The 21432-nt window shown below is 62.8% G+C and carries 21 protein-coding genes; 4 read left to right on the forward strand and 17 right to left on the reverse strand.

The window, feature by feature from the left end; translation table 11 throughout:
* Positions 1–27: 27 nt before the first annotated feature.
* Both ACVWWD_RS24505 and ACVWWD_RS24510 read right to left on the reverse strand, forming a co-directional pair.
* Entirely contained in the window at positions 28–1941 is a 1914-nt protein-coding gene (locus ACVWWD_RS24505; protein ID WP_352551340.1) for a potassium transporter Kup, read from the reverse strand.
* A 98-nt stretch (positions 1942–2039) separates the two neighbouring features.
* Positions 2040–2780, reverse strand: a complete 741-nt coding sequence (locus tag ACVWWD_RS24510; protein ID WP_352551376.1) for a pyridoxine 5'-phosphate synthase — start codon at positions 2778–2780, stop codon at positions 2040–2042.
* A 160-nt stretch (positions 2781–2940) separates the two neighbouring features.
* On the opposite strand from ACVWWD_RS24510, the gene ACVWWD_RS24515 reads away from it, so the two are divergent.
* Positions 2941–3369 carry a SpoIIAA family protein gene (locus ACVWWD_RS24515; RefSeq protein ID WP_023769748.1) on the forward strand — a complete coding sequence of 143 codons (429 nt, stop codon included), beginning with the start codon at positions 2941–2943 and terminating at the stop codon, positions 3367–3369.
* Positions 3370–3399: 30 nt separating this feature from the next.
* Here ACVWWD_RS24515 and ACVWWD_RS24520 read toward each other — a convergent pair whose 3' ends face one another.
* Positions 3400–4527, reverse strand: coding sequence for an ATP-dependent DNA helicase (locus ACVWWD_RS24520; protein WP_023769747.1), 1128 nt, complete (start codon positions 4525–4527; stop codon positions 3400–3402).
* Between the two features lie 208 nt (positions 4528–4735).
* Here ACVWWD_RS24520 and ACVWWD_RS24525 point away from each other — a divergent pair, with 208 nt between their 5' ends.
* Positions 4736–5059: a hypothetical protein gene (locus ACVWWD_RS24525; RefSeq protein ID WP_023769746.1), complete on the forward strand. Its 324-nt coding sequence runs from the start codon at positions 4736–4738 to the stop codon at positions 5057–5059.
* A gap of 29 nt (positions 5060–5088) precedes the next feature.
* Here ACVWWD_RS24525 and ACVWWD_RS24530 read toward each other — a convergent pair whose 3' ends face one another.
* The 8 genes from ACVWWD_RS24530 to ACVWWD_RS24565 all read right to left on the reverse strand — a co-directional run bounded on the left by ACVWWD_RS24530 (position 5089) and on the right by ACVWWD_RS24565 (position 14633).
* A complete protein-coding gene (locus tag ACVWWD_RS24530) occupies positions 5089–5472 on the reverse strand; it encodes a nitrile hydratase accessory protein (protein ID WP_352551336.1) in 384 nt (127 codons plus the stop codon).
* Positions 5459–6118, reverse strand: a complete 660-nt coding sequence (nthB, locus tag ACVWWD_RS24535) for a nitrile hydratase subunit beta (protein WP_352551334.1) — start codon at positions 6116–6118, stop codon at positions 5459–5461. The genes ACVWWD_RS24530 and nthB overlap by 14 nt, the downstream gene beginning before the upstream one ends.
* On the reverse strand, positions 6115–6720 hold the full coding sequence (gene nthA / locus ACVWWD_RS24540; RefSeq protein ID WP_023769743.1) for a nitrile hydratase subunit alpha: 606 nt from the start codon (positions 6718–6720) through the stop codon (positions 6115–6117). Before nthA ends, nthB begins: the two co-directional genes overlap by 4 nt.
* A 78-nt stretch (positions 6721–6798) precedes the next feature.
* Positions 6799–9960, reverse strand: a complete 3162-nt coding sequence (locus ACVWWD_RS24545) for an efflux RND transporter permease subunit (protein WP_352551332.1) — start codon at positions 9958–9960, stop codon at positions 6799–6801.
* Entirely contained in the window at positions 9957–11231 is a 1275-nt protein-coding gene (locus ACVWWD_RS24550) for an efflux RND transporter periplasmic adaptor subunit (RefSeq protein WP_352551331.1), read from the reverse strand. The genes ACVWWD_RS24545 and ACVWWD_RS24550 overlap by 4 nt, the downstream gene beginning before the upstream one ends.
* 242 nt (positions 11232–11473) lie before the next feature.
* Positions 11474–12070, reverse strand: a complete 597-nt coding sequence (locus ACVWWD_RS24555) for a LysE family translocator (RefSeq protein ID WP_023769741.1) — start codon at positions 12068–12070, stop codon at positions 11474–11476.
* 112 nt (positions 12071–12182) lie between these two features.
* Entirely contained in the window at positions 12183–12758 is a 576-nt protein-coding gene (gene ilvN / locus ACVWWD_RS24560; protein ID WP_013894763.1) for an acetolactate synthase small subunit, read from the reverse strand.
* Between the two features lie 78 nt (positions 12759–12836).
* Positions 12837–14633 (reverse strand): acetolactate synthase 3 large subunit, encoded by a 1797-nt coding sequence (locus tag ACVWWD_RS24565; RefSeq protein ID WP_352551328.1) that lies wholly within the window; start codon positions 14631–14633, stop codon positions 12837–12839.
* Positions 14634–15079: 446 nt separating this feature from the next.
* On the opposite strand from ACVWWD_RS24565, the gene ACVWWD_RS24570 reads away from it, so the two are divergent.
* Positions 15080–16888: an NAD(P)/FAD-dependent oxidoreductase gene (locus tag ACVWWD_RS24570; RefSeq protein WP_352551326.1), complete on the forward strand. Its 1809-nt coding sequence runs from the start codon at positions 15080–15082 to the stop codon at positions 16886–16888.
* Here ACVWWD_RS24570 and ACVWWD_RS24575 read toward each other — a convergent pair.
* From ACVWWD_RS24575 to tmpA, 3 genes are read right to left on the reverse strand one after another with little or no spacing between them, the layout of a single operon-like run.
* On the reverse strand, positions 16876–17076 hold the full coding sequence (locus tag ACVWWD_RS24575) for a hypothetical protein (protein ID WP_023769738.1): 201 nt from the start codon (positions 17074–17076) through the stop codon (positions 16876–16878). The two genes, ACVWWD_RS24570 and ACVWWD_RS24575, sit on opposite strands and share 13 nt — an antisense overlap.
* 30 nt (positions 17077–17106) lie before the next feature.
* Positions 17107–17691: a (R)-1-hydroxy-2-trimethylaminoethylphosphonate oxygenase gene (gene tmpB, locus ACVWWD_RS24580; RefSeq protein WP_352551324.1), complete on the reverse strand. Its 585-nt coding sequence runs from the start codon at positions 17689–17691 to the stop codon at positions 17107–17109.
* A complete protein-coding gene (gene tmpA / locus ACVWWD_RS24585; protein ID WP_352551323.1) occupies positions 17688–18839 on the reverse strand; it encodes a 2-trimethylaminoethylphosphonate dioxygenase in 1152 nt (383 codons plus the stop codon). The genes tmpB and tmpA overlap by 4 nt, the downstream gene beginning before the upstream one ends.
* Positions 18840–18957: 118 nt before the next feature.
* On the opposite strand from tmpA, the gene ACVWWD_RS24590 reads away from it, so the two are divergent.
* Positions 18958–19839: a LysR substrate-binding domain-containing protein gene (locus tag ACVWWD_RS24590; protein WP_457103464.1), complete on the forward strand. Its 882-nt coding sequence runs from the start codon at positions 18958–18960 to the stop codon at positions 19837–19839.
* An 11-nt stretch (positions 19840–19850) separates the two neighbouring features.
* On the opposite strand, the gene ACVWWD_RS24595 is transcribed toward ACVWWD_RS24590, so the two are convergent.
* Genes ACVWWD_RS24595 through ACVWWD_RS24605 form a run of 3 tightly spaced genes read right to left on the reverse strand, consistent with a single transcriptional unit; the run spans position 19851 to position 21299 of the window.
* On the reverse strand, positions 19851–20381 hold the full coding sequence (locus ACVWWD_RS24595; RefSeq protein ID WP_457103465.1) for an N-acetyltransferase family protein: 531 nt from the start codon (positions 20379–20381) through the stop codon (positions 19851–19853).
* Positions 20382–20422: 41 nt separating this feature from the next.
* Complete coding sequence (locus tag ACVWWD_RS24600; protein ID WP_023769733.1) at positions 20423–20731, reverse strand: hypothetical protein; 309 nt, start codon at positions 20729–20731, stop codon at positions 20423–20425.
* A gap of 4 nt (positions 20732–20735) precedes the next feature.
* Complete coding sequence (locus ACVWWD_RS24605) at positions 20736–21299, reverse strand: helix-turn-helix domain-containing protein (protein WP_023782662.1); 564 nt, start codon at positions 21297–21299, stop codon at positions 20736–20738.
* Positions 21300–21432: the final 133 nt, after the last annotated feature.

The following is a 21432-nucleotide window of genomic DNA, read 5'->3' on the forward strand; positions in this document are numbered from 1 at the left end:
AACTGCGGGCCGGCGAGCACGTGTCTGTTAAATGGCGACCTGCGTGCCGATTTCAACGACGCGGCCGGTCGGGATCTGGAAATACTCCGTCGCATCGGCCGCCGAGCGCGCCAGTCCGATGAACAGCCTGTCCTGCCACACCGGCATGCCTGAATTGGGCGATGCCTTGAGCGACCGCCGCGAAAGGAAGAAGGACGTCGTCATGATGTCGAACTTCCAGCCTTGCTTGCGGCAGATCGCCAGCGCTCGTGGAATGTTGGGCTGTTCCATGTAGCCGAAGGTCAGCGTCACCCGCATGAACAACTCGTTGACCGTCTCCATCTTGACGCGTTCGCTGTCGGGCACGACGGGCTGCGGCGCGGTCACCACCGAAAGGATGACGTTCTGCTCGTGCAGCACCTTGTAGTGCTTGAGGCTGTGCATCAGCGCGGTTGGCGCGCTGAGCGGATCGCTGGTCAGGAACACCGCGGTGCCGGACACCAGCTGCGGCTTCTTCTTCAACAGATTGCCGGCGAGGAAATCGAGCGGGATTTCGTTGCGCCGGGTCTTGTCGAAGAGATAGCGGCTGCCGCGTATCCACGTCCACATGATCAGCCCCATTAGGCAGGCAACGGTGATCGAGACCCAGCCGCCTTCCACGATCTTCACGACATTGGCCAGGAAGAAGCCGCTGTCGATGATGCCGAACAGCAAGGTCAGCGCCAGGGCGAGCGCCAGCTTCCATTTCCACATCTTGCGCATCACCACGAACAGCAGGATCGTCGTCATCAGCATTTCGCCGGTCACCGAGATGCCGTAGGCGGACGCCAGCGAACTCGAACTGCCGAAACCGACCACCAGCAGCATCACGCCCATCGCGATGAGCAGGTTGACGCGCGGCATGTAGATCTGCCCGGACTGCATCTCCGACGTATGCTGCACCTCGATGCGCGGCAGAAGATTAAGCTGCACCGCCTGTCGGGTCAGCGAAAAAGCCCCTGAAATGACCGCTTGGCTGGCAATGACCGTCGCCGCCGTTGCAAGCCCCACCATCGGCATCAGCGCCCAGTCAGGCAGCATCTGGAAGAACGGGTTGGTCGGTTTTCCGTCATTGGCGAGCACAAAGGCGCCCTGCCCGAAATAGTTGAGCAGCAGGCAGGGGAAAACCACGGAAAACCATGCCAGCACGATCGGCTTGCGTCCGAAATGGCCGAGATCGACATAAAGCGCCTCGGCCCCGGTTACCGCCAGGAACACGGCGCCGACGGTGACAAAGGCGGCGGTCGGTGTGCTGGCCAGATAAGCGACCGCGTAATAGGGATTGATGGCAAGCAGGATCGATGGATCGTCCAGCAAGTGATAGACGCCGGCAACGCCGATGGCCAGGAACCACAGCGCCGTCACCGGCCCGAACACCGCCGCCACCTTTCCCGTGCCGAAGCGTTGCACGGAGAACAGGATGGCAAGGATGACCAGGGTGATCGGCACGACATAGGCGTCCAGCGTTGGGGTCACCACCGTGAGGCCTTCGACCGCCGACAGCACCGAGATGGCCGGCGTTATGATCGAATCGCCGAAAAACAGCGCCGCGCCGCAAAGACCGATCACCAGAATCAGTCGAGCGCCTTTGGGATAGGCGCTGCGTGCCAACGACATCAGTGACAGCGTGCCGCCTTCGCCCTTGTTGTCGGCACGAAGCACGAAGGCAACGTATTTGACGGTCACGATGATCGTCAGCGCCCAGACGATCAGCGACAGCACGCCAAGCACGTGAACGCGCGTATCGATGCCGGGCGAAGCGTGAAGCGCCTCGCGAAAGGCGTAGATCGGACTTGTGCCTATGTCGCCATAGACAACGCCGAGCGCGCCCAGCATGAGAACCTTGGTGCTGTGCTGCTCGACCCCGGCATGGCCCGATTGCTCGACGGTTTCAGCCTCGCTCCCGCTATTGGCAAGGGCCATCGACCACTCTCCGACAAGCGCGCGGTGCTTTATGCATGCTGCGATACGATATCAAATGCACGCGATGGCTGCCATACCAATACGAAGTATTACCACCCCTACCAGCCGCATGCCCTGAGGAACCGGCCCACTGTGCCGGCCATGCCATACTCCAACGCGTCGGCTGTCAACCCATGTCCGATCGACACTTCGGCCAATGCCGGAACACGCCTTGCCAGCGCGGGCAGATTGACCACCGTCAGATCGTGCCCGGCATTGACCTGGAGACCGGCGGCAAATGCCGCGTCAGCCGTTTTCCCCAATCGTTCCAATTCTTTGGCCGCCTTACCGGAATCGGAATGATAGCTGCCATAAGGACCGGTATAGAGTTCGATACGATCGGCGCCAGTGTCGCGCGCGGCCGCCATGCCGGCGGGATCGGCATCGGAAAACAGCGAGACCCTGAAACCGCCCTTCTTTAGACGTCTGACGATCGGCGTCAGAAACGCCGCATCGGCGATGAAGTTCCAGCCATGGTCGGAGGTCGCCTGGGAGGGATCGTCGGGCACAAGCGTCACCTGTTCGGGCTGATGTTTCTCCACCAGCGCCAGGAAATCCTCGCTTGGGTAGCCCTCGATGTTGAATTCCGCCCGTGGGAACTCGTCGTCGATCAGCGCCCTGATCTCGGGCAGGTCGGAATGCCTTGTATGACGTTCGTCGGGGCGCGGATGCACCGTCAGCCCATGCGCTCCGGCGGCAAGCGCGAGGCGGCCGACACCGATCACATCGGGCCACGGCAGGTCGCGCCGGTTGCGCAGCATGGCGATGGCGTTGAGGTTGACGGAAAGCTTGGCGGGCATGGTTTGGCGTCCGTGAAACAGGCGATCGAGGCGCGCCGCGCTCATTCGTTCCGGCACGGCGCATTTGAGACGGCGCATCTATAGCGTCTTTGACTGGAACAGATAGGGCCTTTCCGGTGTTCCAGAAGACCAACATACTCCACGAAAGGGAGGCACCACCTTGAATTTCCTCCAATCCGTGCCGGCGATCCGCCGCATCGAGACCAGCCGCGACGACCTCTTTGCCATCGACGTGGTCGGCCATGTCTCGGCCGCCGATGCCGAAAACCTGTTCGGTCTGCTGGAGGCGGCCTATTTGCTCCATCAGAAGATCGACGTGGCCGTGCGCATAGTCGATCACGAGGGCGTCGACTGGGCCGACATCTCGGACGAGACCATCAAGAAGGGTGCCATCCATGCATTGGAACATGTTGGCCGTTGCGCGGCGATCGGCGCACCTGACTGGACGCCGAACGCACGATACGCCTTGCCCGCTTCCTCGCCCGTCGAATTCAGGCATTTCAAGATCGAGGACGAGGCAGCTGCCTGGGAATGGCTCGGCGCGCGGCCGACGAGTGAGGAGGCGACCGCCGCTCCAGAAAGAGGATGAAAAGGTTCTCCCGGCCATCCGCCGAGCCTTCTACCTGACGATGGTCAGGCGTTCGGCGGCCCGGGTGATGGCTGTGTAAAGCCAGCGCTGGCGCGTTTCCTTGAAGGCCCAGCTCTCGTCGAACAGCACGATCTCGTTCCACTGCGAGCCCTGTGCCTTGTGCACCGTCAGCGCATAGCCATAGTCGAAATCGTCGAAGCGCTTCTTCTGCTGCCAAGGGATTTCGGCGTCCGGATCCTCGAACGCCGCCTTCAGCAACTTGATCTTGGCGACGCCGCGATCCGGATCGTCCTCCTCGGGCGAAACCAGAAGATTGATGCCGGGCTTGACCGTCTCGCGCGACGAGGTCATCACCTTCCACAGCGATCCGTTGAGCAGGCCCTTGGCTGGGTCGTTGCGCAGGCACACCAGCTTGTCGCCGGCTTGTGGGTAATCGGCATTGAAGCCCTTGAGCTCGCGCAGGCGCTGGTTGTAGCGCCGCCGCGTGCGGTTGGTGCCGACCAGCACCTGGTCCGCCCTCAGCACCAGTTCCTGATTGACGTCTTCCTTGCCGATCACCTTCGCTGTGCCATAGTCGCCGCGCATGAATTCGCGGCCCTCGCGCACATCGAGCGCCAGCCGCAGGATCGGATTGTCGCGCGCCTGCCGGTGGATTTCGGTCAGCAAGAAGTCCGGCTCATGATCGGTGAAGAAGCCGCCACCCGAGATCGGCGGCAACTGGCCGGGGTCGCCCAGCACCAGGATCGGCGTGCCGAAACTCATCAGGTCGCGGCCGAGCTGCTCGTCGACCATCGAACATTCATCGATGACGACCAGTTTCGCGCGCGAGATCGGGCTCTGCCGGTTGAGTGAGAAGGTTGGCGACATCGAGGTCTTGCCGGTGACCTCGTCGGCCACCGATTCCTCGCCCTTGGGCCTGTAGATCAGCGAATGGATGGTGCGGGCGTTGACCGCGCCCTTGGAGCGCAGCACCTGGGCGGCCTTGCCGGTGAAGGCTGCGAACTGCACCTGGCCGTCGACATGTTCGGCGAAATAGCGCGCCAGCGTCGTCTTGCCGGTGCCGGCATAGCCGAACAGCCGGAACAGCTGCGGCTTGCCGGTCTTCAGCCAGCGGGCGACCGCTTGCAGCGCCTCATCCTGTTGGGGTGAAAATTCCATCTGATCGTGTGACCGGATTCGCGAGAGAAAGACAAGATAGCCGCCATGCATCGACGCTACCGGCGCCGAACGCCCCTGCCACAGATTATCAAGCGAAGACAAGAACGTAAAGGGAACAAAAATCCATGTCTCGATTTGAAGCGACAGTGGGAACTAGAGGTTAAGGCGCCTAAGTTAGCAAGGCAGCACTACCAAGGATTGAGAGCACATGAAGTTGGTCATGGAAGGACAACCACTACTCGTCCACCTTGCGGTGTGGGCGTGTGTTGCCGTGTTTCTCGTCAGCTTTTTGGGAGTGCTTTGCGGTATCTATCTCGCCCTGACCAGGACGGAAGCGCTTGTAACCAAGGTCGATGAAAGAGCTCTGCCATATTGGGAGCGGGCTGCACGCAAGAACAGTCGAGTGAGCAGCATCTTGGTCCAAAGTGAATTTGAATACCTGCGCCGACTCATGTTCTCTGCAATAGCCGGTAGTCTCGCCTCCTTCGGCAGTCTTCTCCTTATTATCCGTGTTTTTGGTACGCGCACGTAGGTCCATTCGGGTCGCGGGCCACGGCGACCTTAATCGGTGTGGCCACCACCTACGGTCGGCCCGGGATCGTTCTCCAGCAGGATCGGCTTGCCATGCGGCGTGGCGTGCGCGGCGCGCTCCCAGGCCCGCGCCATCGCGTCGACATCGGGTTTGGCGGCCAGCGCCTTGGAGGCGAGCAGCCCTTCCAGCGCCGCCAGCCAATGCTCGTAATAATCGTGGCCGTCCGCCGCGGCATCTGGCTTCTTCACCTCGGCTGACAAGGCATCCGCCCATTCGTTCCACGAAAACAGGCCCTTACGGTGCAGCGCCATAGTCATGGCGAAGGCTTCGGCCTGCCATGGCTCGGCGAACACCGGTGCGTCGAAGCCGGCGGGCAAACTGGCGGCGGATCCCTTCGCTTCAGGCCGGCTCAAGATAACTCTCCCAGGCATCGATCGAGACGACAAGCGTCGGGTCGGCGCCCTCGCCCCAGATTTCCGTGCCGTCGAAAACGACGGTGTAGACCCATTGCGGATTCTCGCCCTGCCCATGCGCGTTGCTGTCGGGAAAGACGAAGCCGTCGCGCACTGCCTCGATGGTGCCCTGCTTGTCGCGCGCATAGCGCGGCAGCCTGGTGTGGCCGGTCGGGTTGAAGTTTTTCGTACGCACAGAATCCCCGGCCTTGAACCGCGGCGCTGTCTCCACCGGCCGATCGCAAGGACCGCCCTTGGCCAGCACAGCGGGAACGTTTTCCGCCTTCAGCACTCTTTTGGGCTTCGCCGCCGGATCGATCGCCTCGCCCGCCCCGAGGTCGCGCTCGCTGACGAAACCATGCCGCTTGAGCAAGATCTCAAGCGCCTTGATCCAGATCTGATAGTAGCTGGAGCCATAATAATCGGCCGGATGCAGCGATTCCCGCGCGTGCCGGCTCTCGTCGATGTTCCAGGCGCCCATGCCGCCGGCGCAGAGCGTCACGCCGAGCGCCCGCCTCTCCCATTCGGCATGGAAATACGGCTCATCCCGTTCGGGCGCGACCGGCCCGAAACCCATCTGTCCGCCGAGATCCTGCGGCCCGTTCATGCGGGGTGACTTGCCAGAGCCGTGCCGATCATGGCATCGCGGCTCACCAGCTCGGACAGCCGCTCCTCGCTCCAGCCTTCGGTGCCCTCCGGTCGCATCGGCACGACGAGATAGCGCAGTTCCGCTGTCGAATCCCAGACGCGTATCTTCGTCCCGGCCGGTAGCACCAGCCCGAACTCCTCGAGCACGCCGCGCGGATCGATCACCGCGCGCGACCTGTAGGGCGGCGCCTTGTACCACACCGGCGGAAGGCCAAGCACGGACCACGGATAACAGGAGCACAATGTGCAGACGACGAGGTTGTGGGTATCCCCGGTATTGAACACCGCCTGCATATGCTCGCCTTGCCGGCCGGTATAGCTCAGCGATTCGATCGCCGCCGTCGCGTCGCGCTTCAGCCACGCGGCAAAAGCGGGATCGCTCCAGGCCTTGGCCACTACCCGGGCGCCGTTGCGCGGACCGATCTTCGTCTCGTAGGTATCGACGATGACGTCGATCGCGGCCGGATCGATCAGCCCCTTGCGGGTCAGGATGGTTTCCAGCGCGCGCACCCGCGCGGCAAACGGATCGAGTTCGTTGTCGTGGTCATGATCGTGGGACATGACGGCAAACTAAAGTTCCGATCCGCCTGCCGCAAGTATTACGGCTTGGGCCAGCGGAACTCGGCGCGTGCCTGCCTGCTACTCGGCGGCAGTCTTCTGCGGCTCACCGGGGATGTCGTCATTTGTGCCGAACAGCGAGGGCTGGTCGCCCTCTTCGACTAGGTGCAAATCGGCCTTGCGCTTCGGCATGAGTCCGACCAGCCAGCCCGAGAAATTCTCCATGTAGACGTAGATTACCGGTGTCACGAACAGGGTCAGCGCCTGCGAGGCGAGCAGGCCGCCGACGACGGCAACGCCCAGCGGCTGGCGCAGTTCCGCGCTGGCGCCGGTGCCGAGCGCGATTGGGAACGTGCCCAACAGTGCTGCCAGCGTCGTCATCATGATCGGCCTGAACCGCATCAGGCAGGCTTTGTGGATGGAATCGGTGGCCGACATGCCCTCTCGTCGCAGTTCAAGCGCGACGTCGACCATCATGATGCCGTTCTTCTTCACGATGCCGATCAGCATCAGGATGCCGATCACCGCGATGACGGACAGATCCATGCCGGCGAAGCGCAAGGCGACAACCGCCCCGAGCACAGCCGACGGCAGGCCGGTCAGAATGGTGAGTGGGTGGATGAAGCTCTCATACAGAATGCCGAGCACGATATAGATGGTCAGGATGGCGCCGCCGACCAGCAGGCCCTGGTTGGCAAGCGAATCCTGGAAGGTCTTGGCGGTGCCGGCGAAGGTCGTCGAGATCGCCGTCGGCATGCCGATCTGCTCTTTCAGCGCATCGATGCGTTTCACGCTGTCGCCCAGCGCCACGCCCTGCGGAAGGTTATAGGAGATGGTCACCGCCGGAAGCTGACCGAGCTGGTTGACCGTCAAGGCGCCGGCCGTGCGGTCGACCCGGGCGAAGGCGCCGAGCGGCACCAGGCTGCCACTCGCCGTCCGCATCTGGATGGCAAGCATCCGCTCCGGCGACCATTCGATCTTGGGATCGAGTTCGGCGATGACTTCGTAACTGTCGGCCGAGCCGAAGATCGTTGAAACCTGGTCGGTGCCGAACCCGCCATAAAGCGCCGAGCGCAGCGTGTCGGTGTCGATGCCGAGTTGGGCGGCCTTGTCGCGGTCCACCACCAGCGTCGCCTGCAAGGCGTTGTTCTGCAGGTCGCTGGTGACGTCGGTGAAGGTCGTGCGGTCGGCCGCCATCGCGTCATTCAGTTTCTGCGCCCACTGATCTGTCAGGCCGGTGTCGAGGCCCTGAACCACGAGCTGGTAGGCACTGGCCGACGAGCGTGAGCCGAGCCGCAGATTCTGCACCGGCTGCATGTAGGTCTCGATGCCCGCCACGCCGGCCAGTTGCTTGCGCAGATCCGAAAGCACCTTCTCGATATCGGGACGCTGGTCCTTGCCCTTGAGCTGGACGAAGAGCTGTCCCTGGTTCAGCGCATTGTTACCGCTGCCGGCCGACCAGGCCACATGGTCGACATAGGGCGACTTCGAGAACACGCTCGCCACCTGCCCCTGCAGCTTGGCCATGGCGTCGAACGAAATGTCCTGGCGCGCGATGGTGGTCACTGAAATCTGGCCGATATCTTCTTGCGGGAAAAAACCCTTCGGCGAAACCTCGATCAGCCACACCGAGGCTGCCGCGGTGCCTATGAAGACGAGGAACACCAGGAAGGTGTGCCGCAGGCAGAAGCTCAGAATCCGGTCGTAGCCGCGCGTGATGAAATCGCGCTTGTGGCCGGAACCATGTGCCTCGCGGTCGGCCTTGCTGACTGACAGCAGCCGCGAGCACAGCATCGGCGTCAGTGTCAGCGACACGAACATGGAGGCCAGGATGGCGACGGTCACCACGACAGCGAACTCGTTGAAGATGCGCCCGATCACGCCGCCCATCAGAAGCACCGGGATGAACACCGCCACCAGCGAGATCGAGATCGAGATGATGGTGAAACCGATTTCGCGCGCGCCCTTCAGCGACGCGTCGAAGGCTGAAAGCCCATCCTCCTCCATGTGGCGGAAGATGTTTTCGAGCATCACAATGGCATCGTCGACGACGAGGCCGACGGCGAGCGTCAGGCCCATCAGCGATATGTTGTCGATGGAAAAGCCGAACAGGAACATCGCGCCGAGCGTGGCGATCAGCGAGATCGGCACCGCCACGGCCGGGATGATGGTCGCCGTCACGCGACGCAGGAACACGAAGATCACCATCACCACCAGCGCGATGGTCAAGAGCAGCGTGAACTGTACGTCGTCGACCGCCTGGCGGATCGAGCTTGAGCGGTCGTTGAGCAGCTTGATCTGGGCTGCGGCCGGCATCTGGTCCTGGAAGGACGGCAGCATCGCCTTGACCTTGTCGACGACGTCGACCGTGTTGGCGTCCGGCTGGCGCTGCACCGCCATGATGATCGCGCGGGTACCGTCATACCAGCTTGCGGTCGTGGTGGTCTGCACCGAATCGACGACACGGGTCACCTCGCCCAGCCGCACCGGGTGGCCGTTCTTGGTGGCGATGATGAGGTTTGAGAAACCGGCCGCGTCGGTAAGCTGCGTGTTGGCGGTGATGGTGAGCTGCTGCTTGTTGTTCTGCAGCACGCCGAGCGGCGTGTTGCTGTTGGCGGATGCGACCGCTGCCTGCAGCTGATCGATCGAGATGCCGCGCGCGGCAAGCGCGGTCGGATCGATCTGAATGCGCACCGCGTATTTCTGCTGGCCGAAGATCGAGACCTGCGCGACGCCGTCGATGGTCGACAGCGATGGCGAGATCACGTTTTCGGCGAAGGCATCGAGGTCGGTCAGCGGAACCGTGTCGCTGACCAGCGACATTAGCAGGATCGGCGCATCGGCCGGATTGACCTTGCGATAGCTCGGCGGCGCCGTCATCTGCGGCGGCAGCGATTTCTGCGTGCGCGCGATAGCCGCCTGGACGTCCGCGGCGGCCGCGTCGATGTCGCGGTTGAGCACGAACTGGATGGCGATCGAGGTCTGGCCGAGCGAATTGGTGGTCGAAATGGAATCGATGCCGGCGATGGTTGCGAACTGCTTGATCAGCGGCGTCGCCACCGACGTGGCCATGGTTTCCGGCGAGGCGCCAGGCAGCGAGGCCGAGACGTTGACGACAGGGAATTCGGCGCTGGGCAGTGCCGCCACCGGCAGGAATTTATAGGCAAACAGTCCGCCCAGCACGAGGGCGAACGACATCAGAAGGGTGGCGACTGGCCGGCGGATGCAGAATTCGGAGATCATTGGGCCGCCTCGCCGGCGCTGGTCGCCTCGGCCACCTTGGGCGCGGCCGCCTTGCCTTCATGCACCGCGGCGCCGTCCTTCAGCCTTGTCTGGCCCTCGGTGACAACCTTCTCGCCGCTTTTCAGCCCCTGGCTGATGGCGCTGTTTGCGCCTTCGGTCAGCGCCACCTGCACCGGCCGCATCTCCACGGTGTTGTCTGGCTTGACCACATAGACGAACGGCCCCTTCTGGCTGGGCTGCACCGCCACGGTCGGAACGGAGGTCATCCGCGGCATGATGCCGGCGTCGAGCACGACATTCACATACTGGCCAGGCCAAAGGGAAAGATCGGCATTGGGAATGCTTGCCCGCGTTGCGATCGTGCCCGATGCGGTGTCGACGCTGGAATCTACGAAATCGAGCGTGCCCTTGCCAATCGGCGTCGGGTCGCCGTTCTGGGTCAATGTCACGGCGTTCTGCCGTGGATTGGCAAGCGCCTTGTGAAGCAGTGCAAGGTTGCTTTCCGGCAGATTGAAGTTGACCTGCAGCGGGTCCATCTGGGTGATGGTCACCAGTGGCGTCGCCGTGCTGCTGTTCCCGTTGCTGACGGTGACGAGGTCGCCTACGGCGACATTCACGGCGCCCAGCCTGCCGTCGATCGGCGCGGTGATGCTGGCAAAGCCAAGCTGGACGTTGTCGGCGTCGATCGTCGCCTTGTCGGCCTCGACCGTCGCCGCCGCCGCCTTCTGCGCGGCAACGGCCTGATCGTAGGTCTGTTGCGTACCGGCCTGCTTGGCGACAAGGTCCTTGGCGCGCTGAAGATCGGAGTTCGAGCTGGCGAGCAGCGCCTGGTCCTTGGCAAGCGCCGCCTGGTCCTTGGCGAGTTGCGCCTTCAGCGCCCGGTCGTCAAGCGAGAACAGGAGGTCGCCAGCCTTCACCATCTGCCCGTCCTTGACGTCGATCGACACGATCTGGCTGGAGACGCGCGCGTTGATGTTGACCACGGCCGGAGAGGAAACGAACCCGATGGCATAGCGGCGGATCGGGAAATCCGCGGTTGTAGCCGTCGCCGAAACGATCGAGGTCGAACGGGCACTGTTGCCGCTACCCGCCGCCTTGTCCCCCGCCGGCTTGTCGGCCGCTGGCTTGTCGGCCGCCGGCTTGCCCGTCGCGGCGACCTGCTTTGCTCCGAGGAACTGCTGAGCCTTATTCAGCGCGTCCGGCGACAGATAAAGCCAGGCCGCGCCGACACAGGCGACCGCCAGCAATGAAAGAACGACTTTTCCACGCATCGACAAAAGACCTCTCCGTCCGACGCGCCGTAGCTAGGTGGTCGTATTCTAGCGCAATTCCGGCTCGTTGCCGCGATTTCGCCGAATAGATAGGACGCGGGTTTGTCGGAAAAGGGCCAAAACACGGCATTACGAAGATTTAATGTGCACTGCACAATAGCTGTGCAGCCGGCTATCGCTAAAAACCGGAGGTAGGGTGGGCTCCGAAAATAGCTTCGAGGGGGCAGATGGAGGCTTATGATCTAGCGCAGCATCGGCCAAAGCGTCGCCGCCAGCAGCACGCCCATGGCGATGTTGAACCATTTCAACCGCACCGGATCGGACAGGAAGCCGCGTAGCGCTGTGCCGAATCCGGCCCAGACCGAGACACTGGGGAGATTGACCACCGTGAAAGCCACGCCGATCAGAATGACGGACAAGAAAGGTCGTTCGGAATTGGTGTAGACGGCCATCGCGGTGATCGCCATCACCCAGGCCTTGGGGTTGACCCACTGGAAGGCCGCGGCATCGATAAAGCGCATCGGCCGCGCATCCGTGTCGCCCTTGCCGCTGAGCGAGCGCGACATGGCAATCTTCCAGGCGAGGTAGAGCAGATAGACGGCGCCGGCAATCTTAAGTCCGGTGTGCAGCGCGGGGAAGGCGGTTAGCACCGCCCCAAGCCCGAAGCCTACGGCAAGCAAGAGGACGAGAAAGCCGAAGCTGATCCCCAGCATGTGCGGCACGGTCCTGCCGATGCCGAAATTCACGCCGGAGGCCAGCAGCATGAGGTTGTTCGGCCCCGGCGTGATCGAGGTCACGAAGGCATAGACGAGCAGTGCGAGGAACGCGTCGAGTGACATGATATCCTCCCAGATACGTCAGCACTATTGTCTTTTCCGACGGTGCACAAAGGCCAGTGCCGACCGTTGGTCACGCCAGTCCCTACACTCATGGAAATTCAGACAGGTCGGCCTACATGCCCTGCGGGCCGCGGTTCATGGCCGCCACGCCGGTGCGGCAGATCTCGACCAGGCCGAGCGGCTTCATGATGGCGATGAACTGGTCGAGCTTGGATCCCTTGCCGGTGATTTCGAAGATGAAATGTTCGGTGTTGGCGTCGATGACGCTGGCGCGGAAAGCGTCCGCCAGGCGCAACGCCTCGACTCGAGCCTCGCCGGTGCCGGCAACCTTGACCAGCGCCAGTTCCCGCTCCAGCGGCCGCTCCTGTCCGAACTCGTGCGAACGAACGGTGAGATCGACCACGCGATGCACCGGCACGATACGCTCGAGCTGATGCTTGATCTGCTCCAGCACATGCGGTGTGCCGCGCGTCACGATGGTGATGCGCGACAGGTGCTTCTCATGCTCGGTCTCCGAGACGGTCAAGCTCTCGATATTGTAGCCGCGGCCGGAAAACAGGCCGATGACCCGGGCAAGCACGCCCGGTTCGTTGTCGACCAGCACGGATAGCGTGTGGTTTTCCGGCCTCTCCGTCTCCTTGGCGATGAAGTAGGCGGAACCGGTGGGTTGAAGGTGCTGTGCGTTCATGACATGAATCTCAAATTCTTGATCTAATTACCTGTTTTCGCACGGCTTCTTTTGACAAGCCCTGCCCCGGCTCGTCGTCTACACCAGTTCCCTGCCCTTGGCGTCGATTGCATTGGCCACGACCTCGTCGGTAGCCTCGTCCGGCAAGAGCATCTCGTTATGCGCCTTGCCTGACGGGATCATCGGGAAGCAGTTGGCGAGCGTCGCGACGCGGCAGTCGAACAGCACCGGCTTCCTGACCGAGATCATCTCCTTGATCGCGTCGTCCAGTTCGTCTGGCTTGTCGCAACGAATACCGTGGCCGCCATAGGCCTCGGCCAGCTTGACGAAATCGGGCATCGCTTCGGTGTAGGAATGCGACAACCGGTTGCCGTGCAGCAGCTGCTGCCACTGGCGCACCATGCCCATATACTGGTTGTTGAGGATGAAGATCTTGATCGGCGCGTCGTGCTGCACGGCGGCGCTCATCTCCTGCATGGTCATCTGCACCGAAGCATCGCCGGCAATGTCGACGACCAGCGCGTCGGGATGCGCGATCTGCACGCCGAGCGCGGCAGGCAGGCCGTAGCCCATCGTGCCCAGCCCACCCGAGGTCATCCAGCGGTTCGGCTTCTCGAAATGATAATGCTGCGCCGCCCACATCTGGTGCTGGCCGACCTCGGTGGTGATGTAGGTGTCCATGTCCTTGGTCAGCTCGTAGAGCCGCTGGATGGCGTATTGCGGCATGATCACGTCGTTGTTCATCTTGAAGGCGAGTGAATCGCGCCCGCGCCATTTGGCGATCTGCTCCCACCAGGGATAGAGCGCCTTCTTGTCGTGCTTGGCGGTTGCCCGCCACAGCCGCAGCATGTCTTCCAGCACGCGCCCGACATCCCCGATGATGGGCACTTCGGTGTGGACGTTCTTGTTGATCGAGGACGGATCGATATCGATGTGGATTTTGCGCGAGTTCGGTGAGAACGCATTCAGCCTGCCGGTGATACGGTCGTCGAAACGCGCGCCGATGCAGAGCATCACGTCGCAATCATGCATGGCCATGTTGGCTTCGTAGGTGCCGTGCATGCCGAGCATGCCCAGCCAGTTCTTGCCCGACGCCGGATAGGCGCCGAGCCCCATCAGCGTCGAGGTGATCGGGAAACCGGTGAGATCGACCAGTTCGCGCAAGAGATGGCTCGCTTCCGGGCCGGAATTGATGACACCGCCACCAGAATAGATCACTGGTTTCCTGGCGCCGGCCATCAGTTCGACCGCCGCCTTGATCTTATCCAGGTCGCCCTGGACCTTGGGCTGGTAACTGGTGCGCGGCGCGATCTGCGGCGGCACATAAAAGCCCTTGGCGAACTGCACGTCCTTCGGGATATCGACCACGACCGGACCGGGACGGCCGGTCGTCGCGACATGGAAGGCCTCGTGGATGGTCGCGGCGAGTTCGTTGACGTCCTTGACCAGCCAGTTGTGCTTGGTGCAGGGCCGCGTAATGCCGACCGTGTCGCATTCCTGGAACGCGTCGGAGCCGATGAGCGAGGTCGGCACCTGCCCGGTCAGGCAGACCAGCGGGATCGAATCCATCAGCGCATCCTGCAGCGGCGTCACCGCATTGGTGGCGCCGGGACCCGATGTCACCAGCATGACGCCTGCCTTGCCGGTCGACCGCGCATACCCCTCTGCCGCATGGCCGGCGCCCTGCTCGTGCCGCACGAGGATGTGCTCGACCTCTTCCTGCTGGAAGATCTCGTCATAGATCGGGAGAACGGCGCCGCCGGGATAACCGAAGACATGCTTGACGCCATTGTCCTTCAGCGCCTGCACCACCATTTCGGCGCCGGTCATTTCCCTACCTGCCATCTCGCGCCGCTCGTTCTGTCCATTGCTCATCGGTCTGGTCCCGTACTGTCCGCCATTGGGCGTTGCTGGTCGTTTAGTCGTGTTTCAGGCAATAAAAAAGGCCCCCGAGGGAGCCTGTGTCTGCGCATGGGGGGTTTTCGCCCGGCGGTTACACCGCCTTGCCCACGCGCCTTCCTACGAGAATGAGTGCCGTTTTCATGGTGGCGGACCATAATGGCGAAGTCGCGGGGTCGTCAATGGGGTACCGCACGAATTCACTCGCCTGTGAAATCGGCTCCGCCGCGCGCTACCATAGTACAGTTGAGCCCATCCCATCGACGCACCACTATGCCGGGCTGACGACGTGCCTGGGAGGAGACGCGTTGCCGGCGAATGGGAGTCCCATCCCCAGGGCAGGGAGGTCCTGGCCGGCCGCTTGCTGTTCCAGTGGAAGCCTGAACAGGCGTTCTTGGAAAACGACAACCGGAGGAGAGACCATGCTCGAGAGAACACCCACCACGAAGGCGCAGGCACTGCTCGACAAGCTTGGCAAGGCGCTGGAGACCGGCGACATCGACGCGGCGGTCAACTGTTTCCAGGCGGATTGCTACTGGCGCGACCTCGTCACCTTCACCTGGAATCTCAGGACGATGGAGGGCCAGGAGCAGATCCGCGACATGCTGAAAGCAACCCTGGCTGGAACCCTGCCGAGCGACTGGAAGGTGGCCGAAGGCGAGGAGGCGACCGAGGCGGACGGCGTCACCACCGCCTGGATCACCTTCGAGACCGAGGTGGCGCGCGGCTTCGGCCTGGTGCGGTTCAAGGGCGACCTGATCTGGACCTTGCTCACCAGCATGGCCGAGCTCAAGGGCCATGAGGAGAAGGCCGGTTTCAATCGGCCGCTCGGCGCCAAGCACGGTCACGGCAAGGACAGGAAATCCTGGCGCGAGGAGCGTGATGACGAGATCGCCGAACTCGGCCGCGGCAAGCAGCCTTATGTCGTGATCATCGGCGGTGGCCAGGGCGGCATTGCGCTCGGCGCGCGCCTGCGCCAGCTCGGCGTATCGGCCATCATCATCGAGAAGAACGAGCGTCCCGGCGATTCCTGGCGCAAGCGCTACAAGTCGCTCTGCCTGCACGATCCGGTCTGGTACGACCATCTGCCCTATATCGACTTCCCCAAGAATTGGCCGGTCTTCGCCCCGAAGGACAAGATCGGCGACTGGCTCGAGATGTACACGAAGGTGATGGAGCTGAACTACTGGTCCTCCACCTCGGCTAAATCCGCGAAATACGACGACGAGGCCAAGGAATGGATCGTCGTGGTCGAGCGTGACGGCGAAGAGATCGTGCTCAAGCCCAAGCAGTTGGTGTTGGCGACCGGCATGTCCGGCAAGGCGAACTGGCCGAAATACAAGGGCCAGGACATCTTCAAGGGCGAGCAGCAGCATTCCTCGACCCATCCCGGCCCCGATAAATATCGCGGCAAGAAGGTCGTGGTCATCGGCTCCAACAACTCCGCCCACGACATCTGCGCGGCTCTCTGGGAGGGAGGCGCGGACGTCACCATGGTGCAGCGCTCCTCCACCCATATTGTCAAGTCCGACACGTTGATGGATATCGGGCTCAGCGCACTCTATTCCGAGCAGGCGGTGGAGAACGGCATGACGACGCGCAAGGCCGACCTGATCTTTGCCTCGCTGCCCTATCGCATCCTGCACGAGTTCCAGATCCCGCTTTACCAGCAGATGAAGGAACGCGACGCGAAGTTCTACGAGGACCTGGAAAAAGCGGGCTTCCTGCTCGACTGGGGCGATGACGGCTCAGGCCTGTTCATGAAGTATCTGCGCCGGGGTTCGGGCTACTACATCGATGTCGGCGCCTGCGACTTGGTCATAGACGGCTCGATCAAGCTCAAGAGCGGACCAGGTGCGGCGGTGCGGGAATTGACCCAAACCGGCGTCAAATTCGCCGATGGCACCGAATTGCCGGCCGATCTCGTGATCTACGCCACAGGCTACGGCTCGATGAATGGATGGGCGGCGGACCTCATCTCGCAGGAGGTGGCCGACAAGATCGGCAAGGTCTGGGGCCTTGGATCCAACACCGCCAAGGATCCCGGCCCCTGGGAAGGCGAACAGCGCAACATGTGGAAGCCGACCCAGCAGGAGGCGCTGTGGTTCCATGGCGGCAACCTCCACCAGTCGCGCCACTATTCGCAATATCTGGCGCTGCAGCTGAAAGCCCGGCAAGTCGGCTTGCCGACGCCGGTCTACGGGCTGCAGCAGGTCTATCACAAGGGATAGTTCGCTTCTCCCGCATCGACACGGTGAACCTGTCTCGCCTCGGCGACATCGAACAAAGCGGCAGCGGCGAGTTCGCCGCCGGGGCTGGTCGGCGATGGCGTGAAAACGCCCTCGTCAGCCAAACGATCGCGGCAGGTCTCCGGCCGGTATGCCGCCACCGCGCTTTCACCGTCGAAGCAGAAGCACATTGGCTGTCTCCTCCCGGTGATCGGTTTCCATCAGGGCCGATTGGCGAAGTCGTTCACGACGCGCTGCAGCAACGGCACGTAATCGCGAAACGCCCGCGTCCGCATATTGGCGACCTTGCCGCCCTCGTCCCAGATGCGAACTCGCACCGCTTCTTCATGGAACGGGTTCTCGCGGAACGCAGCCACCTCGTCGGCACTCATCGGTCCGCCCTGCAGCGACAAGGTATGAACCGAAGCCGGCGACAGCCTGGAGAAATAGGTCGGGTCGGTGGCGCAGAGATAGCGCTTGGCGGCAACGTGCAGCCGGACGCAGTCGACAATAACAGGCGGGAAGAACGGCGCCAGCACCTCGCCGCCGGCCTCGTCATGGTGCTTGTCCTCGACATCCTCGGGCGAATAGGTGCCGAACTCGCTGGTGTAGTGGCCGATGTCGTGTAGCAGCGCGGCGGCCACCAGCACGTCTGGGGCTCCATCCTGTTCCGCCAACCAGGCCCCTTGCAGCATATGCTCGGACATCGTCACCGGCTCGCCAAGATAGGATTCGGCGCCGCGGCGCTCAAAAATGTCGGCGATGAATTCGACGATGGTGTCCGCGTTCAGATCCTGGCCGATCATTCCGCGGCCTCCTTGAAGCCGTGTTCGATCGCCGCGAGCGTCGACAACAGGCCGTCCTTGTCGGCGTAGCATCCCTGCAGCCAGCGCTTGCCGGTGCCGGAGAACGCCTTGCGGGCATGCATGACGCGGGTGTTGTCGACGATAAAGGCTTGGCCGGGCTCAAGCTTGAAGGTGACTTCGAAGGATGGATCCTCGATCAGCTCGGCGAAGCGGCGGTAGGCGGCATAATAAGCGCCCATCTCGGCGAACGGCACATCGACGGTCGGCGCCAGCGAACGGTTGTTGAAGCGGATGCAGATCAGTTCGCCGTCGGGTCCAAGCTCGATCATCGGTCGCTTCGCCTGCAGCCGCACGCCGGACGACCCAGCATATTCGAACCGCGCCGCATGGGAGCTCAGCAGCCGAAAACCTTCGGGATTTTCCGCTTGAAGGGCGGCCGCGACGGCAAAGCCATCAACGACGCTGGATTCACCGCCCTCCACCGTGTTCTCGATGCAGGACAGGATCTGCAGCGTCGGCACCGGATCGCGATAGGGGTTGTCGGTATGCGCCTGCAGGCCGAGATTGGTGTAGGCGAGATTGTTCGGGTTGACCTCGGCGCGCACTTCGAACCAGCGCCCGTAATTGGTCTCCCTGATATAGCCGAACAAGTCGGACACCTTGCACAGCGCCCCGGATTCGGCCGGCAGCCCGTCCATCACCGCAAAACCGTAAGTCCTCACCGCCGAAAGCCATTCGCGCAGGACGCCGCGGCCCTGCAAGGCGGCCGGATAGCTGGCGCGCGGCACCGAGTTCTGCATCGTCGCCCTGGTCCAGCGCTGGACAACATCGCCTGTCCAACCAAGCTGCCGTGTCTCGTCGCTATCATAGGCGTTCGCACGCAGCCATTGAGCGGGAAAGCTGACCGTTTTTCCCTCCGGTTCGAAGCTGATCTCCAGCGCTCCGGCCTTGACGGCGGCAGCGCCAATTCTCGTTTTCACCGGAATGTCGAGGATGGTGATCAGGCGCTGGCCGTTGCCGGCGCTGCGCGTCTTGTCGTCAAGCGCGTTGTCGCGCAGCCAGATGGCGTGAAAGCGGGTACGTTTGCCGTCTGTCCAACCAAGTTCGATTGTTCTGCCTTCATCGCCAACCAGCGCGTAGGTGAGCATGGAAATCCGTCCTGTCGCCTTGTTGCCCACGGTTCGTGCCGTGGTTTGGATTGCATGTTGACCTCCCAAGAGGCATAACTCCAATTATCATTTTTTGGTCTATGGTACCGGTTTACTAATGGCTCGGCGAACCATCCCTACCCTCCCTCCGCTCGACTGGCTGCGCAGTTTCGAGGCTGCGGCACGGCTGTCGAACTTCACCGCGGCGGCAGCCGAACTCGGCCTGACCCAGGCGGCCGTCAGCCAGCACATCCGGCTGCTCGAGGAAAGGCTGAAGACGCGTCTGTTTTCGCGGCTGGCGCGAGGGGTCGCGCTGGCGCCGGCAGGTGCCGCCTACCTGCCCCACATTCAGTCGGCCTTCGCCACCATTGGCAGCAGCACCACGGAACTGTTCGAACCGCGCGCCGTCCAGACCGTCTCGCTCCGGGTGCCGATCTCGTTTGCGCTGCTGGCGCTGGTTCCGGCGCTGCCCGATCTCGGCGAGGCGTTGCCACGCATCCAGCTCGATCTGGTGACGATCCATCGCCCGACCGACTATGATTTGCCGGGCTCGGCGCTCGACATCCGGTTCGGCAACGGATCCTTTCCCGGACGCGAGGCCGAGAGGCTGACCGCCGAGCGGCTTGTGCCAGTGGCAAACCCGGCCTTGGCCAGTGCCGCCGACTGGACGTCGCTGCCGCTGCTTCTGGTGGCCGGGGCGCGCGAGATGTGGGCGGAATGGTTCTCGGCGGCCGGATTGGCCGGCCATCCCCAGCGCTCGCACCGCTTCGACAGTTTCGTCGCCGCCATGCAGGCGGCGAGCGCCGGTGCCGGCGTGCTTCTGGGGTCGCGACCACTAATCGACGCGGCGCTCTACAGCGGAGCGTTGGTCCGGCTTTCCGATTTTGAGCTCCCCAGCACGTCAGGGCATTTTCTGACCAGGCGTTCGACCGCGCACCTGACAAGCGCCGAGCAGGATTTCCGCCAATGGCTGCTGAAGCGCCTCGCCGGGAAGGCATGAGGTGACTGGCGTTACCGCGACGCTGTGCCGATGCGCTTCCAATAGATCAGCGTGCCCGTCAGCCCGCCATGCGGCTTCAGCGCATAGTCCGGCACTTCGCCTGCCAAGGTAAAGCCGAGCTTCTCATAAAGCGCCGAAGCACCCTCCTCGGTCGCCGTATCCAGAACCAGCAGCGTGCGTCCCTTCTCCGCCGCGAGGCGTTCGGCGGCTAGCATCAGGCGCGTCCCGATACCCCTGCCCCGCTGCCCGACCGATGTCATCAACTTGGCGATCTCGGCCCGATGCGGCTGATTGGGCGGACAGTCGAGCAGCAAGGTAACGGTGCCGACCAGAGCGCCGCCGTCCCATGCCCCAATCACCGTTCGTTGCCCTCGTGCCGCCGCGGCCAGCGACGTCTCCCAGAACGCGCTGGCCGCATCCGACGCCAGCGGATGCATAAAGCTGACCGATCCGCCGGCGGCAACCGTTTCGACCAGCAGATCGGTCAGCTGTGCGAGTGTTTCCCGGCTTGCGGTCAACGGCCCGATTTCTACAATGTCCATACCTGGTCCTCTGGAAACGATTGATGGTCGACAGCGCCGCTTCAGTCGAGATGGCGCACACGCCGCCGCTTGCGCGCGGCCTTGATGGCGCCGATGCGTTCGGTGTCTTGTTCCTTGAGGTGCCGACCGCGCTCCAGGATCTCGAGCGTGTATTCCTCATAGGTCAGGCCCAGCCGTTCAGCCTTGTCCATCCGCATCAGCATGACTTCGCGGCTCGGCGCCTTCCATGCCTTGGCGTGCGCGGCCTGCCAGGCCAGGAAGATATAAGGATCGCCCTTGCCCCATGGCGGCCCCTTGTAGTCGTCAAGAGGCGGCCCCCCATTGTGGGAGCGCTTTGGCCGTCTTGGCATGACGTCAGCTCCTGACCAGGGCGACGAGATAATCGGCGCCCGGCTCCAGAGCATGAAAGGTGCAATCCGACGGCGCTCCGAGCGCCAGGCAGTCGCCCGGTTCGAGCCTGTGCACATGGTCACCCTCGGTGAATTCGAGTTTTCCCGAGATCAGCCAGATCTGCTGCTTGATGAAGACGTAGGAAGCCGCCGGCAAGCTGACCTTCGCGCCCGCCGGCAGATGGACCTTGATCAGTTCGAGCGGCATGTCGCAGGCCGGCGACAAATGCCGCCTGACATAGCCTGTGTCGGGGTCGCGCCACACCGGCTGGCCGGCCGCGCGCAACAACCCGCCGCCCTGCAATTCCGCCCGTGCGATGAGGGTCGAGAGCGTCATGCCGAAGGCCGCGGCTATGCGCACCAGAAGTGCCGCCGTCGGGCTGGTCATGCCACGCTCCATCGTGCTCAGCATTGCCTTGGAGACACCGGACCGTTCGGCGAGCTCCGCCAGCGACCAGTCCCGCATGGTCCTTTCGGTACGGATACGTCTGCCGATGGTTAGGGAAATGTCGTTCGCTATATCATCCATTCGTTCATTATAACGAAACCATGAGGGCGCGAATAGCTATCTCAAAGCAATTTTCACCAGGCCCTTAATCCTCTCTACACCATCCGACCTCATCCGACCTTAACCCCGTTCCTGTAGGGTTCGCCTCAAGGGA

This window comes from Mesorhizobium sp. URHB0026, assembly GCF_054059755.1.

Bases quoted from the DNA above. Each gene is read 5' to 3' on its own strand.
- ACVWWD_RS24505 (WP_352551340.1), bottom strand. From the start codon at position 1,941: ATGGCCCTTGCCAATAGCGGGAGCGAGGCTGAAACCGTCGAGCAATCG.
- ACVWWD_RS24510 (WP_352551376.1), bottom strand. From the start codon at position 2,780: ATGCCCGCCAAGCTTTCCGTCAACCTCAACGCCATCGCCATGCTGCGC.
- ACVWWD_RS24520 (WP_023769747.1), bottom strand. From the start codon at position 4,527: ATGGAATTTTCACCCCAACAGGATGAGGCGCTGCAAGCGGTCGCCCGC.
- ACVWWD_RS24525 (WP_023769746.1), top strand. From the start codon at position 4,736: ATGAAGTTGGTCATGGAAGGACAACCACTACTCGTCCACCTTGCGGTG.
- nthB (WP_352551334.1), bottom strand. From the start codon at position 6,118: ATGAACGGGCCGCAGGATCTCGGCGGACAGATGGGTTTCGGGCCGGTC.
- nthA (WP_023769743.1), bottom strand. From the start codon at position 6,720: ATGTCCCACGATCATGACCACGACAACGAACTCGATCCGTTTGCCGCG.
- ACVWWD_RS24545 (WP_352551332.1), bottom strand. From the start codon at position 9,960: ATGATCTCCGAATTCTGCATCCGCCGGCCAGTCGCCACCCTTCTGATG.
- ACVWWD_RS24550 (WP_352551331.1), bottom strand. From the start codon at position 11,231: ATGCGTGGAAAAGTCGTTCTTTCATTGCTGGCGGTCGCCTGTGTCGGC.
- ACVWWD_RS24555 (WP_023769741.1), bottom strand. From the start codon at position 12,070: ATGTCACTCGACGCGTTCCTCGCACTGCTCGTCTATGCCTTCGTGACC.
- ilvN (WP_013894763.1), bottom strand. From the start codon at position 12,758: ATGAACGCACAGCACCTTCAACCCACCGGTTCCGCCTACTTCATCGCC.
- ACVWWD_RS24565 (WP_352551328.1), bottom strand. From the start codon at position 14,633: ATGAGCAATGGACAGAACGAGCGGCGCGAGATGGCAGGTAGGGAAATG.
- ACVWWD_RS24570 (WP_352551326.1), top strand. From the start codon at position 15,080: ATGCTCGAGAGAACACCCACCACGAAGGCGCAGGCACTGCTCGACAAG.
- ACVWWD_RS24575 (WP_023769738.1), bottom strand. From the start codon at position 17,076: ATGTGCTTCTGCTTCGACGGTGAAAGCGCGGTGGCGGCATACCGGCCG.
- tmpB (WP_352551324.1), bottom strand. From the start codon at position 17,691: ATGATCGGCCAGGATCTGAACGCGGACACCATCGTCGAATTCATCGCC.
- tmpA (WP_352551323.1), bottom strand. From the start codon at position 18,839: ATGCTCACCTACGCGCTGGTTGGCGATGAAGGCAGAACAATCGAACTT.
- ACVWWD_RS24590 (WP_457103464.1), top strand. From the start codon at position 18,958: ATGGCTCGGCGAACCATCCCTACCCTCCCTCCGCTCGACTGGCTGCGC.
- ACVWWD_RS24595 (WP_457103465.1), bottom strand. From the start codon at position 20,381: ATGGACATTGTAGAAATCGGGCCGTTGACCGCAAGCCGGGAAACACTC.
- ACVWWD_RS24600 (WP_023769733.1), bottom strand. From the start codon at position 20,731: ATGCCAAGACGGCCAAAGCGCTCCCACAATGGGGGGCCGCCTCTTGAC.
- ACVWWD_RS24605 (WP_023782662.1), bottom strand. From the start codon at position 21,299: ATGGATGATATAGCGAACGACATTTCCCTAACCATCGGCAGACGTATC.